This window comes from Methylobacillus methanolivorans (assembly GCF_054588515.1).
Genome location: NZ_BAAILT010000004.1, coordinates 506,159 through 520,436 on the forward strand (window position 1 = coordinate 506,159; position 14,278 = coordinate 520,436).

Consider the following 14,278-nt stretch of genomic DNA (forward strand, 5'->3'; position numbering starts at 1 on the left):
CGGCCCTGGAAATAGCGGTGTAGAATCTGGCAACACATTACATGACCATGCACATGTCATCATCAGCAAACCCGCGCCATCCGATAGCTCTGGTCGCAATGACACTCGTCATGGCGGCGATTTTTGTCGCCGATACCACGACGCATTATGAAGTGGCGATTGCGGTGTTCTATGCAGTGGTGATCCTCGCCGCCACCCGCGTCCTCGGCAGGCATGCCCTGCTCATCCTCTCTGTGACCTGCCTGCTGCTGACCTGGGTGAGTTTTGCCATGACGCCACACGGCACGTATCACATCGGCCTCGTCAACCTGGCGATCAGCAATGCCGCCATTGTGGTCACCGCTTACCTGGTGGTGAAAATGGAAGCAGCGAGGATGGCGGCGCAGGCCATGCAGGAGCAATTAATGCGCATTGCCCGCGGCCAGAGCCTGGAAGGCCTGACCACCTCGATTGCACACGAGCTCAACCAGCCGCTGGCGGCGATTACGACCAGCGGACATGCTTGCCAGCGCTGGTTGGCGCAAGAGCCGCCCAACCTGGACAAGGCCGGGCAGACGCTAGAGCGCATCGTGCGTGATGCTGGGCGTGCCAGCGAAATTATCGCCAGGGTGCGCAGCCTGACCAAGGGCGAACTGCCGCACAAGATGGCATTCGACTTCAACGAAGCTGTGCAGGAAGTACTCACGCTCTCGCAAGAGTTAATGCAAACCCACCAGATTGCACTTAATCTTGAGCTAGACGACCAATTGCCTCTGGCGCTGGCCGACCGTGTGCAGATACAACAGGTGGTGGGTAACCTGGTGCTGAATGCCATAGACGCACTGACCCTGGTATCCAAGCGCAGGCGCAGTATTACCCTGACGACTGGATTGCGCGATGGGCGCATTCTATTCGCGATTGCCGATACTGGTATTGGCATTGCCGCTGGTTTATATGAACATTTGTTCGATGCTTTCTGGACAACCAAGAAAGACGGTATCGGCATTGGCCTCAGTATCAGCCGCACCATCATCGAGGCTAATCATGGCCAGATATGGGCGGAGTCGAATGCGAGCCAGGGCGCGTTATTCCTTTTCAATCTGCCTATCGCCAAGCCAATACAGGAGCCTGCCGGATGATGACCGTCGCTACATTGTCGCCCGTTGTATATGTGATTGATGACGATCAGTCCGTGCGTGATTCCTTGCGTGATTTGCTTGAGTCGGTGGGCCTGACAGTGCAGGCTTTTGCCGCAACACGGGAATTTCTCGAGTATGCCAGGGGTGAGCACCCGGCCTGCCTGGTGCTGGACGTGCGCATGCCAGGCCAGAGCGGCATGGATTTTCATCGACAGATGCTGCAATCCGGCATCAGAATACCGGTCGTATTTATTACCGGGCATGGCGACATCGCCATGGGCGTGGAGGCCATGAAAAATGGCGCGATTGAGTTTCTCACCAAGCCATTCCGCGATCAGGATCTGCTGGATGCAATCCACCATGGTATTACCCTGGATCGTAAGCGCCGACAGCAAGCGGCGATCACGGCAGAGTTGCAATCGCGCTGGCAATCACTGACCACGGGTGAGCGCGAGGTAACCTTATTGGTGGTAGAAGGCCTGCTGAACAAGCAAGTGGCAGACCGACTCCACCTGAGCGAAATTACCGTGAAAGTGCGCCGGGCAAACGCCATGAAAAAACTCAATGTACGTACCCTCGCAGACTTGGTACGTATTGTGCAGCAAGTCATTCCTGCTAATCCTGACGTCTCTTGAATAGCGGCTGATCTGGCATGGTTGCTTGAACATTAAATATGTATTGAGAATTGTTATCATTAAATAATATAATGATAATCAATCCCAATATGTGAGGCTCAATATGTCTATCGCCCAGCAGGCCCGCAAATGTGCATTACTCATTACGCTTGCCTTGGTTGCCAACACCGCGCAGGCGATCGAGATCGTTTTTGATGATCATATTGATCGCCATGGCTGGATGATCAGCACAGCTCACGAGGAAAGTCTGCTTGCCGATACGCCAGATTTACTCGCCGTTGCAAGGCATGACGTGACATCTGGACTGGACTTGGGCAGTCGTTTATCTAGCCCTGACCTTGATGATGGCAAGTTTTCTATTGGTTTACAGGTGAGTGCCGTGCCTGAGCCATCTACCTTCTGGATGCTCTTGCTGGGCTTGGTCGGCGTGTTTGCGCGCTGGCATCGCAAACAGTCGCGTAGCATTTCCAAGAAGTAGTTCCTCGCCACAGGCCTTACATATCAACCAGTGCATGCTGGTCGGCCTGGTATTTGTACTCCGTCACCCAGCGCGTGAATTTTTCTGCCGGTAGCGGTTGTGAAAAGTGATAGCCCTGCACGAACGTGCAGCCGCTGCTTTCTGCCCAGTGCAGTTCCACATCGGTTTCTACACCTTCTGCTACCAGTTCCAGCGACATGCTGCGAGCCAAGGCGGCAATGGTCTTGACGATTTCTACGTTGATCGGCTCGTGTTCTATACCCTTGATGAAAGACTGGTCCACCTTGAGACGGTCAATCGGGAATTTGCGCAGGTAGCTGAGGTTGGAATAGCCGGTGCCGAAATCATCAATTGCAAGCTTGATGCCCAGCCCATGCAGTCTGCGCAAGGTTTTTACCACGGTATCGGCATCCTGCATGAACATGCTCTCGGTTAGCTCAAATTCGAGATAGCCAGGGTTGATGCTGGTATCGTGGATGATGGTTTCTACCATGTCACAGAAATCACTCTGGTAGAACTGCATGGCAGAAATATTGACCGAGATTCGCATGGGCTGGAACCCGGCTTGTAGCCAATGTTGATGTTGGCGACAGGCTTCTCTGATCACCCATTGGCCAATTGCGACGATCAAGCCGGTTTCTTCGGCAATTTCAATGAAATGAATAGGCGTGAGCAGGCCGCGTTGTGGGTGGTGCCAGCGGATCAGGGCTTCCTTGCCGACGACCTTGCCGCTGTCGAGCGCGATCTGTGGCTGGTAATACAGTTCAAACTCGTTGCGCTCAATGGCGAGGCGCAAGTCGGTTTCCAGTGACATGCGATCCAGCGAGTAGAGCTGCATGCCGGCAGCGTAATGTCGGTAAGTGTTGCGGCCACCACGCTTGGCTTCATACATCGCGGCATCGGCTTTCACCAACAGGTTGTTGGCATCTTCATCATCACGCGGGTAAATGGCTGTGCCGATGCTGGCCGAGATAAATACCTCGCGCCCCATGATCTGCTGGGGCAATTTTAATGTGTCGAGTATGCGCCAGCACAAGGTATCCAGGTCTTTCTGGCTGCCAATATTCTCAACGATGATGGTGAATTCATCTCCTGAAAGGCGGGCCACTGTGTCCATTTCACGCGAGCAACGAGTGAGAATCCCCGCGAGCGCGATCAGCAACTGGTCGCCAAAGGCGTGTCCCATGGAGTCGTTAAAGTGCTTGAACTTGTCGAGGTCAATAAATAGCAGGCCGATTTGTGAATTGGTGCGACAAGCTTCTGCCAGGGCCATGGATAGTCTGTCCATGAACAACACGCGGTTGGGTAGTTTGGTCAGTTGGTCAAAATGCGCAAGATAGAACAGGTTGGCTTGCTTACGCTGCGTGATTTCGTCCAGCAGATCATGCCCATTGGCAATCCCGACATAGCGCTCATGCTCCGTGACGATAAAGCCGCTCACCATGTGTTGCATGCCAGCATCAATAATGATGCGTGAAATGTCGTCGATAGAGGTGTGGCTAGGCACTATCAATGGTTGCTGATTCATGAACTCGGCAACAGGCTTCTTGCCATAAATCTCATGGGTATAAGGCTTGATAAAGGTTTCCATGAAGGCATGGCGTTCGACGATGCCCACTGGTTTGTGCTGTGCGTTGACGACGGGTAGGGCAAAAATATGCTGGTTTTCCTGAAAAATATTCAGCACTGGCAGGCAAGGCATATCGTCGAGCACGGGGGCAACTGTGCGCAATAAGCGTTTGACCGTTGGATTGTCGTCGCTGTGGATGAAGCGGAAGTGAGTAGAAGTATTCATGAGGCAGGTCCGAGGCCTTCTAGAGTGAAATAAAGCGCTTCGTTGAGCGCTACATGTCGCGCTGATTATGCATGCCTACGTTGCAAAATGATGACATCTAGCCTTGTTGCAAGGCCGGGATAGCAAGGCTTGTTGGCTGGGTTGAGTTTAATGAAAACGTCATAAAGCATGGCTATGCTGGGCGGCAAATCTTATGTATGAAAGCCAGGGACAGCCTGGCATGCCGCTATGAATAATCCTTATTCCATACACCGCGTTCAGGCAGGCTTTACCCTGCTGGAGTTGCTGGTGGTTCTCGTTATCCTGGGCTTGCTGGTTGGGTATGTTGCGCCCAAGTATTTTGCCCAACTTGGCAAGTCTGAAGTGAAGACAGCGCGTGCCCAGATTGCTTCGCTGGAAAAGGCGCTCGATCAATACCGGCTTGATGTCGGGCACTATCCCACAACAGAGCAGGGTTTGCCTGCCTTGAATAGTGCCCCTGCGGGCGAAAGCAAGTGGGCAGGGCCTTACTTGCAGAAAAGCGTACCGAATGATCCCTGGGGGCGGCCATATCAATTCAAGTCGCCAGGCGAGCATGGCGACGTTGATCTCTATTCACTAGGCAAGGATGGCCAGCCTGGCGGTAGCGATGACAACGTCGATATCGTGAACTGGTGATATGCGCTACCAGGTACGGGCAATCAGTGCAGGCCGTTTGGTCTCGCTAGAGCTTGAGGCGCAACATGCCGAGGAGGCCGTAGCCAAGGCGCGCAGCCAGGGATATGAAGTACTGGCGACTAAATCTTCTGAGTCCAAGGGCTTGGCTGGAAGTAAGCGCACACGTTTTCCTTTGCTGTTATTTAGTCAGGAGTTGCTCTCGCTACTCAAGGCTGGCCTGGGGTTGGTCGAGTCGCTGGAAGGCATTGCTGAAAAAGAGCAGCGCCCGGAAATTGCTCAGGTGCTCAAAGGCGTGCTGGAAGCGCTGTATCGCGGGCAGACATTTTCGGCAGCGTTGGCGGCATATCCTGCAGCCTTTCCTGGGTTATATACCTCCATGGTCAAGGCCAGTGAGCGCACTGGCGATTTGCCTGAAGCACTGTTGCGCTATATCGGCTATGAGCAACAAGTCGAGGTGTTGCGCAAGAAGCTGATCGCTTCGTCTATTTATCCGTTCCTGCTCATCACGGTAGGTGGGCTGGTGGTGCTGTTTCTACTTGGTTATGTGGTGCCACGTTTTTCGCAGATTTATGCTGATGCCGGTGAAAACCAGGCATGGATGCTGAGGCTGGTGCTGGGCTGGGCCAATATCATGGAAACCCATGGTCAGAGCCTGTTGCTCGGTAGTGTCTTGTTACTAGGCCTGCTGGTTGCGGCATTGATGCGCCCCAAGGTGCGAGGACGCATCATGACCATGCTCTGGCGCTTGCCGACCATCGGTGAACAGATGCGTGTATTTCAGTTGGCGCGCTTTTACCGCACATTGGGCATGCTGCTGGAAGGCGGCATCACCATCAAGCAGGCGCTAGAGATGGCACGTGGCCTGCTCACGGCTTCCATGCATCAAAGCCTGGACCAAGCCTCAAGCTTGATCCGTGAGGGTCGCTCCATTTCTGAGGCGATGGAAGTCGCTGGGCTGGTGACGCCGGTATCGCTGCGCATGTTGCGTGTGGGTGAGAAAAGCGGCGAGATGGGCAAGATGATGGAGCATATTGCCACGCTGCACGACGAGGAAATTGCACGCTGGCTGGAGTGGTTCACTCGGTTGTTCGAGCCGCTACTCATGATTTTTATTGGCCTCATCATTGGTGCTGTTGTGGTGATGTTGTACATGCCGATCTTTGAACTTGCGGGTAGCCTGCAATGAGCGTGGCAGAGATATTCAGCCAGGCGCATATCACGGAAGCGCGCCGTCTTGCGGCCAACAGCAATCACGGCATCATGGATGCCTTACAGGGCTTGGCGGGCGTGGAAGATGATGCCTACGCGCAAGCCTTGGCTAAGGCGACACAATTACGCCTGTTCAGCATGGAGTCCCTGCATGCCATGCAGCCTGCATTCGAGCTCATGAGTTTTACCATGGCGAGTCGCTGGCAATGCCTGCCTTTGCGCGAGGGCGATGCGCTCTGGCTAGTGTTATCCGACCCTTTTGACCAGGCTGCGCTGGATTGGGCGGCAGAGTGGCTGCCAGGCAGTTTTTATACTGGCGTGGCGCATTTTCGCGATATTCAGGCCTATTTGAGCCGGCACGAGGAAGACCTGCGTGCCATGGATGGCAACCTCACCGCAGTGGGGGAAGTCAGCGAGATTACTCAGGCCGATGTTGAACACTTAAGCCTGCAAAGCATTCATGCCGATAGCAGCCCGGTGATTCGGATGGTGAATTCCACCTTGTACGACGCCTTGAAATCCGGGGTGAGTGATATTCATATGGAAAGCGTGGCTGCGGGGCTGGTGATCAAGTACCGCATTGACGGCGTGCTGGTGCATGTGGGCAGCATGCAGGGCGCAGATATGGCTGAGCAGGCGGTTTCCCGGGTGAAGATTCTGGCAGAGCTTGATATTGCTGAGCGCCGTGTGCCGCAGGATGGCCGCTTCAAGGTGATGATGCAGGGGCGCGATGTTGATTTTCGCGTTTCTATCATGCCCAGCATTTATGGCGAGGATGCCGTGTTGCGGGTGTTGGACAGGAAGTCACTCTCCGACCAGGCCAAGGGTTTGTCGCTCAAGCAACTCGGTTTTGACGACTACATTATTGAAGACTTTCGCCGCCTGGTGCGCGAGCCCTATGGCATGGTGTTGGTGACCGGGCCGACAGGTTCCGGCAAGACCACCTCGCTATATGCCGCAATCACCGAGGTCAATCACGGCCACGACAAGATCATCACCATTGAAGACCCGGTGGAATACCAATTGCCCGGCGTGCTGCAAATACCGGTGAACGAGAAAAAAGGCCTGACCTTTGCACGCGGCCTGCGTTCCATCTTGCGTCATGACCCGGACAAGATCATGGTCGGCGAAATTCGCGACCCGGAAACCGCGCAGATTGCCGTGCAGTCAGCGCTGACGGGTCACTTGGTGTTCACTACGCTGCATGCAAACAATGTGTTTGATGTGATCAGCCGCTTCCTGCACATGAATGTCGAGGCCTATAGCCTGGTGGCAGCGCTGAATGGCGTGATGGCCCAGCGCCTGGTGCGCCTGGTATGCCCGCACTGTGCCGAGGCTGTGCAGGTGGATGATGAACTTCTGACACAATCACGCCTCAGCCGCGATGAGGTGGCGCATTATCAATTCAGGCATGGCAAGGGCTGTGGTCATTGCCGTGGAAGTGGCTATAAAGGACGTAAGGCGATTGCCGAACTGCTGGCGCTGGATGATGAGCTGCGCGAGATGATTATTGCGCGTGAGCCTTTGCGCAAGCTCAAGGAGGCTGGCCGCGCCCGTGGCATGAAGAGCCTGCGTGAAGCCGCCCTCGAAGCGGTTGCGCGTGGCGAGACAACATTGGAGGAGATCAACCGTGTCACGTTCGTGGCTTGATCGCCTGCTGCCTGCTGCATGGCAGCCCCGGCTCATCATGCATCTCCATCCGCAGCATATTAGCTGGTCGCGCCAACATGGCGTATTCAAGCCCAGCTTGTTTGCACAAGGCAGAGTGCAGCTTGAGCACGATCATCATGATTCACTCCTTGCCCTGCTGCCGCAAGCGATGCAGGAGGCGGGTACCGCCGGTGCGCGGGTTGAGATAGTGTTATCCAGTGATTTTATGCGTTATGCCATTGTGCCCAATCCTGATGGCGCGACCAGTCGTGAAGAGTTGGCCATGCTGTGCCGCCATGCCTTTCAGCGTGTGCACGGTGACATCGTCGCAGAGTGGGATATCCAGATCAGTCTGGCCACACTCGGTGGCAATGGGTTGGCCAGTGCAGTGGATCAGGCACTGTTGACGGCCTTGAGGCAACAGGTACTTGAGGCAGGAGGTAGGTTGGTCAGTGTAGCGCCTGCCTTGGCATATGCTTTCCATCATGCAGCCACGTCGGGGGCTGATGGCATTTTTGTTCTGCGGGAGGCTGGACGGTTATGCCTGTTGGCCTGGCAGAACCGTAGCTGGACAGCAGTACGACTGCAACCGATGACTGACGATTGGCAATCAACGCTGGAGGCCAGTGTGCGCAGCCTGCGTTTACAGCTCGACATGGCGGATGCAACGCCAGTGCAAGTATACGAACTGGCAGGTGATGCTATGCAGCCACGCATGATCTCCTGGCAACCACAAGCTAACTGGACGCTGGCGGGAGTAAGTGCATGAAGCTAACGCTCAATCATGTGGCTGCACGGGATCAGGGGGCACGCTTCCTGATTGGCTTGGTATTAGCGGTAGCGCTGGCCTCGCTATGTGGCTGGCAACTCATGCAGATGCATACTGAGCGCAGTAGTCTGGAGCAACGCTTGCAGCAGGTGCAAGATGCCCGCAAGCCGGTGCAAGTCACTGCTATCCAGCCGCAGGCACTATCTGCCACACAAAAATCAGCAATCAAGGAAGCCAACACCATACTGGGTGAACTAGGCCGCCCTTGGCCTGTCTTGCTCAATCGGTTGGAGCAAGTTGCTCAGCCAGAGATCGCCTTGCTGGCGATACGGCCGGACGCGGCCAAGGGCAAGCTACGCCTCAAGGGGGAAGCCAGGGATATTACCTCCCTGCTGGCGTATATGCAGCGACTGGAAGCTGTACCAGAAATGCAGGATGTGACCCTGGATGAGCATGAAGTGATGGAAAAACCGCAGGATGGCGGCATGGCACATTTCATCCGCTTTGGTATCACTGTCCGTTGGGGAGGTGCGTGATGCAAGCAATGATGAAGCGTTCGCTTGATCTCCAGCGCCTGCAATGGCTTGTGCGCCGGGTGCAATACCGCTTGGGTTGGCAAGGCCTAGCCCTGGTAGCTATGTTGCTGACGACAGTTTATCTGGTGGTGGTGTGGCTGTTACCCATGCAACGTGAATTATCGCAGCTACAGCAGAATGTAGAGGCACAGGAAGCTGCATCAAGCCTCAACCCACAGCCACAACAGCAGCCTGTGAGCTCGCCCGAACAAGTCTTGGCGCAGGAGTTGGCTGAATTCGATGCACGTTTTCCTGATATCCAGCGCTTACCGGATGAGCTGGGCGTATTGTTCCGCCTGGCAGAAGGGCATGGCTTGCAGGTGGTGAAAGGCGAGTATTCACTCACGGAAAAACGACAAGGCAATGTCAGGCGTTTTGAAGCCAGCGTGCCGGTGCAAGGTAATTACCAGGAGGTGAAGGCGCTCGTGCTGGATATATTGGATGCCTTGCCTAACGTAGCGCTAGCCGAGCTGGGTTTTGAGCGTGGTGAAGCCGTAGAGGCGGAGATCAAGACACGGTTGCGCCTAGTGTTCTTTATCAGGAAGCGGGCTGTATGAGTATGCCTTCAACTTCTGCGGGGAAAACCCGGCCATGGCTGCTGGTACTGGGCTTATTGCTGACATTGGCGCTGGTATTCAGCATGGAGGATGAGGAAGATGACGAGCTATTGGCGGCTTCCCATCCAGCACGCACTCGCTCCGTGGCTGCTACCAAAGCCGTGACGGGCGCTGCTGCTGATGCAGAGGCAAGTCAGCACTATCTGGATTGGGGCTTGCTGCAAGGCCGCCATGTGGATGCCGAGGCTCAACATGCCCAGGCTGATTTATTTAAACCACAGCATTGGTATGTGCCACCCGTGAAAACTGCAGCCGAGTTGGCACCACCACCTCCAGTCGCACCGCAGCCAAGCTTTGCTTATATCGGCAAGCTGGAAGATGGCCCCCAGGGGACCGTGATCTTGCTTGCCAGTGCCAGCCAGGTGTATTCCATTGCCGTTGGCGACAATGTCGACCGTAGCTGGCGTCTGGACAAGGAAGATGAGCAAAACCTCTACCTGACCTATTTACCGCTTAACTTGCCCAAAACCTTGCTCAAGAAAAGCAAGCTGGCGGCGACCATGAATCCTGCCAGCCATTTGCCGGTAGACCCGGATGATTTACAGGGGAATCTCTAAATGTTGTTGAGTTCTGCATGGCGCATGAGCAGCCTGCTTGCTGCGTTACTGGTGCTGTCTTCTTGTGCACTGACACCCTGGCCCAAGCCTGGATTTCCGGGTGATACGCCGGAAGAGAAGATTGCCAACACACAGGCCGAGCGCACAAAAAAGCCTGAAGGTGTGAGCGAGCGCCAGCGGGCACGTGTCGCGGCCGAGCAAGGGGTCAGTCAATTATTAGCGGAAGCGGAAGCAGCTTTGCGCGATAGGCGTATGGGAGATGCTGGGGAGTTGTTCCGCCGCGTGCTCGCCATCGAGCCTGATAATCCCCGGGCGCAATCCGGGCAATTGCTGATCGAGAGCACACGCAAACATGCCGAGCAGGTGGAGCATGCCCGGCAACTGCTGGAAAAGGGTGATGCCGATGCCGCACGTGAGGTATTGCACCAAGTGCTGCTGGAAGCGCCTCAGGACGAGGATGCGCTGAGGCTGCAACGCGAAATCCGACAGCAGCGTAGCCATGTGCGGATGGAACCGCCCAAGCTGAAGCCTGCGTTCAACAAGCCGGTGAGCCTGGAGTTGCGCGATGCCAATATCAAGATGGTATTCGAGGCCTTGGCACGTGCCACGGGCATTAATTTTATCCTCGATAAAGACATCAAGCCTGAGACCAAGGCGACGGTCTTTATCAAGAAATCGCCTATCGATGAAGCGATAGAGATGGTGCTGGCCACCAACGGCTTGCAGAAAAAAGTATTGTCCGAGAACACCGCACTGGTGTTCCCCAATACCACGGCCAAGCTCAAGGATTACCAGGATCTGGTGATCCGCAATTTCTACCTTACCAACGCCAAGGCCAAGGATGTCTCGGCGATGGTGAAGACCATGCTCAAGACCAAGGATATACACACCGATGAGCGGCTCAATATGATCGTGATCCGTGATACGCCGGAAGTGGTACGTATCGCTGAAAAGCTGATTGCGGCCAATGACCTGGCTGATCCAGAAGTCATGCTGGAGATTGAGGTGATGGAGGTGGCACGAGAGCGTTTGCAGGAGCTGGGAATTGAATATCCCACTTCACTGACTGCCTCGGCTGGACTATCTATTGAGGCAATGCGTAGTAATAACTCTAGTACGTATTTGTTTAACACTAATCCCAGCTTAAGATTTAAGAAAACTACCGGTGATATCAATATCCTTGCCAATCCACGCATACGTGTGCGCAACAACGAAAAAGCCCAGGTACTGGTGGGCGATAAAGTGCCGGTGATTACTACGGTTGCGACAGCAGGGGTGGGATCCTCTCAAACTGTACAGTATCTTGATGTTGGCTTGAAGCTAGAGGCAGAACCACGAATTACATTAGATGATTTCGTTAATATTAAAATAGCTTTAGAGGTATCTTCTTTAGGTAAAGAAACCCCATTAACCTCGAATGGTCAAAGCGGGGGTGTCGTATATCAAATTGGCACTCGGAATGCGAGTACGCTGTTGCGACTTCGAAACGGTGAAACTCAGATTCTTGCGGGTTTGATTAATGATGAGGAGCGTAAAACTACTAGTCGCCTTCCTGGTTTAGGTGACATTCCTCTTTTAGGTCGGTTATTTTCTAATCAAACAGACAATCGCAAGAAAACAGAAATCGTGCTGGCGATTACGCCACGTGTGGTCAATAACATCAGCCGCCCTGAATCCGAAGTGATGGAGTATTGGTCAGGCACCGAAAGCGGTATCAGTGACCATCCACAGATCAATGTGCCGGGGACTGGCGTGGCAGGCAATATGAGTATGCGGGATATGATGCTGCAACGTTTGCGGCCTGCTGAGGCGGTGACACCTGAGCCAGAGCCTGTAGCAACCCCAGCCGAGGAGAGCCAGCCTGCGCAGGATAACTTCATGTCATCGCAGCCCAAGCCTGTAGTACCACTGGTGACACCGGAAGTCGTGGTGCCCAAGACCAGTACGCAATAAGGCCAGTCACGTGAGGCAATACCAGCTTGGGTTTACGCTGATTGAACTGGTGGTGACGCTGACCATCGTCAGTATCCTCGCCAGCGCCTTGATCCCGCTTGGGCAATGGAGCGTCAAGCGCCAGCAGGAGGCCGAGTTGCGGCAGGCGTTACGTGATATCCGCACGGCGATAGATGCCTACAAGAAGGCGGTGGAAGATGGCAAGGTGATCGGCAGTGCTGAATCGTCGGGTTACCCACCTAGCCTTGGCGTGCTCGCGAATGGTGTACCGGATGCCAGCAGTGACAAGAAGCGCCTGATACGCTTCCTGCGTCGCTTGCCCCGCGACCCGATGTTTCCGGAAAAAGATGTCGCTGCGCAGGATACCTGGGGCAAGCGCAGCTATGCCAGCCCGCCCGATGTGCCGCAGGCGGGCGCAGATGTATTCGATGTGTATTCCCTCAGCAATGGCACTGGCCTAAATGGCATTGCCTACCGGGAGTGGTGATGCAGCGTCAACGTATGCAAGGATTTACTCTGGTGGAGTTGCTGGTGGTCATGGCGATTCTCATGCTGTTGATTACCGTTGCTGCGCCACGGTATTTCAATGGTGTAGAGCGCGCCAAGGAATCGGCCTTGAAGCAGACGCTGACGGTGGTGCGTGATGCCATCGATAAATTCCACGCCGACAATGCGCGCTACCCCGAGTCGCTGGAAGAGCTGGCCGAGCGCAAGTATATTCGCACCGTGCCGCAGGACCCGATCACCGAAAGTAGTGAAACATGGCAGATTGTGGCGCCTGAGGAAGATATGCCAGGCGAGCTATATGACCTGCACAGTGGTGCAGAAGGCCAGGCAGCGGATGGCTCGCTCTATGCCGAGTGGTAAAGCACAAGGCGGCTTTACCTACATCGGCTTGTTGATGATGATTGCTGTCAGCGGCATCGGCCTCGCGGCGTTGGGGGAGGCCTGGCATACAGCTTCGCAGCGTGACAAAGAGCAAGAGCTACTTTTCGTTGGGGCACAAATGCAGGCTGCCATCAAACAGTATTATCAGCAAACACCCAGCCCGATCAAGGAATACCCCGCTACCCTGCAAGCCCTGTTGCTAGATAAACGCGGCCCCAAGCCACAACATCATTTGCGCAGAATCTACATCGACCCGATGACGGCCAGCAAGGAGTGGGGGCTGATCAAGGAGCAGGAACGTATTGTGGGGGTGTATAGTCGTTCCACTGCCAGGCCGTTCAAGCAGGATGGTTTCAGCGAGGCGTATCAGGGGTTTGCAGGCGCTGAGCGCTACGAGGATTGGCAGTTCTCGGCCAAGCAGGGTGCGGATAGCGGTGTCAGCCGTGCCAATGTTGGCACCCCGTCCAATACCTCCCAGTCTCCAACAGCATTATCGGCACCTGCTGCCTCATCTATCCCCACTGCCGTTGCAGAGAGTGGAAGCACGGGTAACCCAGAGAAATATGCCAGTTGTGGCGCTGCACTAGATGCTGCCAATCTGGCCTGTCATAGCGGGTGTGGCGCGTTAACCTCGCCAGCTTGCCAGAGTTGCTTAGGCTCGGCGTTCAATAGTTATCGACAGTGCTTGCGCTAAACAACACAAGAGCAGCTGATGTTATGCAGTGGGTTTAATAGGTGCTACTGATACGTTGGTATGTCTGTAATACCTTGGGAACGTAAGCCCGAGTTTCCGCAAATGGCGGGATAACATTGCCATGACGCTTCACCGCACCCGGCCCGGCATTATAGGCAGCAAGGGTCAGGCTGAGGTTGCCATCAAAAGTGCGTTGCAGTTGGCCGAGGTAACGTGCGCCAGCCATGATGTTTTGCACGGGGTCATAAGCATCGCTAACACCTAGCTGGCGCGCGGTGGCGGGCATGAGTTGCATCAACCCGGCGGCACCACGTGGGGAAACCGCATGCACTTGGTAGCCTGACTCAGTCTTGATGACGGCATGCAGCAGGGCAGGGTCTAGCTGGTTGGCCTGTGCCGCGGTGGTGACTACCTCATGGAAAGGCAATGTGCGGGTGCCTGGGGACGAGGGTGAAGCCCCAGCTTCAATGATGCGCCAGGCGCACTCAGGTGCGGTGCTGGTATTGGAAATATGCATTACTTCGTCGCCGTCATCGTGCAGGCAAATATCGGCACGCGATTCCGGGATCAGTGACAGCCAGGTCCAGAAAGCCAAGATGAAGATCAAACCAAGTTTAGTCATGACCATGAGCGTGACGCATGGGTATGACGTGCGCATGAAGGCTGGAAAGTGCAGGACTAGT

The 14,278-nt window shown here is 54.9% G+C and carries 16 protein-coding genes; 14 read left to right on the forward strand and 2 right to left on the reverse strand.

The window, feature by feature from the left end; genetic code table 11:
- Positions 1-53: 53 nt before the first annotated feature.
- The 3 genes from LG202_RS12280 to LG202_RS12290 all read left to right on the forward strand — a co-directional run bounded on the left by LG202_RS12280 (position 54) and on the right by LG202_RS12290 (position 2,231).
- Positions 54-1,118: a sensor histidine kinase gene (locus LG202_RS12280; protein ID WP_230348658.1), complete on the forward strand. Its 1,065-nt coding sequence runs from the start codon at positions 54-56 to the stop codon at positions 1,116-1,118.
- Positions 1,115-1,753, forward strand: a complete 639-nt coding sequence (locus tag LG202_RS12285) for a response regulator transcription factor (RefSeq protein ID WP_230348659.1) — start codon at positions 1,115-1,117, stop codon at positions 1,751-1,753. The genes LG202_RS12280 and LG202_RS12285 overlap by 4 nt, the downstream gene beginning before the upstream one ends.
- 103 nt (positions 1,754-1,856) lie before the next feature.
- Positions 1,857-2,231, forward strand: coding sequence for a PEP-CTERM sorting domain-containing protein (locus tag LG202_RS12290; RefSeq protein ID WP_230348660.1), 375 nt, complete (start codon positions 1,857-1,859; stop codon positions 2,229-2,231).
- A gap of 16 nt (positions 2,232-2,247) precedes the next feature.
- Here the strand turns inward: LG202_RS12290 and LG202_RS12295 are convergent, their stop codons facing one another.
- Entirely contained in the window at positions 2,248-4,026 is a 1,779-nt protein-coding gene (locus LG202_RS12295; RefSeq protein ID WP_230348661.1) for an EAL domain-containing protein, read from the reverse strand.
- A 228-nt stretch (positions 4,027-4,254) separates the two neighbouring features.
- Here LG202_RS12295 and gspG point away from each other — a divergent pair, with 228 nt between their 5' ends.
- The 11 genes from gspG to LG202_RS12350 are packed head-to-tail and all read left to right on the forward strand — an operon-like array spanning position 4,255 to position 13,595.
- Positions 4,255-4,683: a type II secretion system major pseudopilin GspG gene (gene gspG / locus LG202_RS12300; protein WP_230348662.1), complete on the forward strand. Its 429-nt coding sequence runs from the start codon at positions 4,255-4,257 to the stop codon at positions 4,681-4,683.
- A gap of 1 nt (position 4,684) precedes the next feature.
- Positions 4,685-5,869, forward strand: a complete 1,185-nt coding sequence (locus tag LG202_RS12305; RefSeq protein WP_230348663.1) for a type II secretion system F family protein — start codon at positions 4,685-4,687, stop codon at positions 5,867-5,869.
- Complete coding sequence (locus LG202_RS12310) at positions 5,866-7,542, forward strand: GspE/PulE family protein (RefSeq protein ID WP_230348664.1); 1,677 nt, start codon at positions 5,866-5,868, stop codon at positions 7,540-7,542. Before LG202_RS12305 ends, LG202_RS12310 begins: the two co-directional genes overlap by 4 nt.
- A complete protein-coding gene (locus LG202_RS12315; protein ID WP_230348665.1) occupies positions 7,523-8,311 on the forward strand; it encodes a hypothetical protein in 789 nt (262 codons plus the stop codon). The genes LG202_RS12310 and LG202_RS12315 overlap by 20 nt, the downstream gene beginning before the upstream one ends.
- A complete protein-coding gene (locus tag LG202_RS12320) occupies positions 8,308-8,847 on the forward strand; it encodes a PilN domain-containing protein (protein ID WP_230348666.1) in 540 nt (179 codons plus the stop codon). Before LG202_RS12315 ends, LG202_RS12320 begins: the two co-directional genes overlap by 4 nt.
- Entirely contained in the window at positions 8,847-9,443 is a 597-nt protein-coding gene (locus LG202_RS12325) for a hypothetical protein (RefSeq protein ID WP_230348667.1), read from the forward strand. Before LG202_RS12320 ends, LG202_RS12325 begins: the two co-directional genes overlap by 1 nt.
- Positions 9,440-10,060: a hypothetical protein gene (locus LG202_RS12330; protein ID WP_230348668.1), complete on the forward strand. Its 621-nt coding sequence runs from the start codon at positions 9,440-9,442 to the stop codon at positions 10,058-10,060. Before LG202_RS12325 ends, LG202_RS12330 begins: the two co-directional genes overlap by 4 nt.
- Positions 10,061-12,013 (forward strand): secretin N-terminal domain-containing protein, encoded by a 1,953-nt coding sequence (locus tag LG202_RS12335; RefSeq protein ID WP_230348669.1) that lies wholly within the window; start codon positions 10,061-10,063, stop codon positions 12,011-12,013.
- Between the two features lie 10 nt (positions 12,014-12,023).
- Positions 12,024-12,500, forward strand: coding sequence for a type II secretion system protein (locus tag LG202_RS12340; protein ID WP_230348670.1), 477 nt, complete (start codon positions 12,024-12,026; stop codon positions 12,498-12,500).
- Positions 12,500-12,880 carry a type II secretion system protein gene (locus LG202_RS12345; protein WP_230348671.1) on the forward strand — a complete coding sequence of 127 codons (381 nt, stop codon included), beginning with the start codon at positions 12,500-12,502 and terminating at the stop codon, positions 12,878-12,880. Before LG202_RS12340 ends, LG202_RS12345 begins: the two co-directional genes overlap by 1 nt.
- Positions 12,867-13,595: a type II secretion system protein gene (locus LG202_RS12350; RefSeq protein ID WP_230348672.1), complete on the forward strand. Its 729-nt coding sequence runs from the start codon at positions 12,867-12,869 to the stop codon at positions 13,593-13,595. The genes LG202_RS12345 and LG202_RS12350 overlap by 14 nt, the downstream gene beginning before the upstream one ends.
- A gap of 34 nt (positions 13,596-13,629) precedes the next feature.
- Here LG202_RS12350 and LG202_RS12355 read toward each other — a convergent pair whose 3' ends face one another.
- Complete coding sequence (locus tag LG202_RS12355) at positions 13,630-14,223, reverse strand: lytic transglycosylase domain-containing protein (protein WP_230348673.1); 594 nt, start codon at positions 14,221-14,223, stop codon at positions 13,630-13,632.
- Positions 14,224-14,278 lie beyond the last annotated feature (55 nt).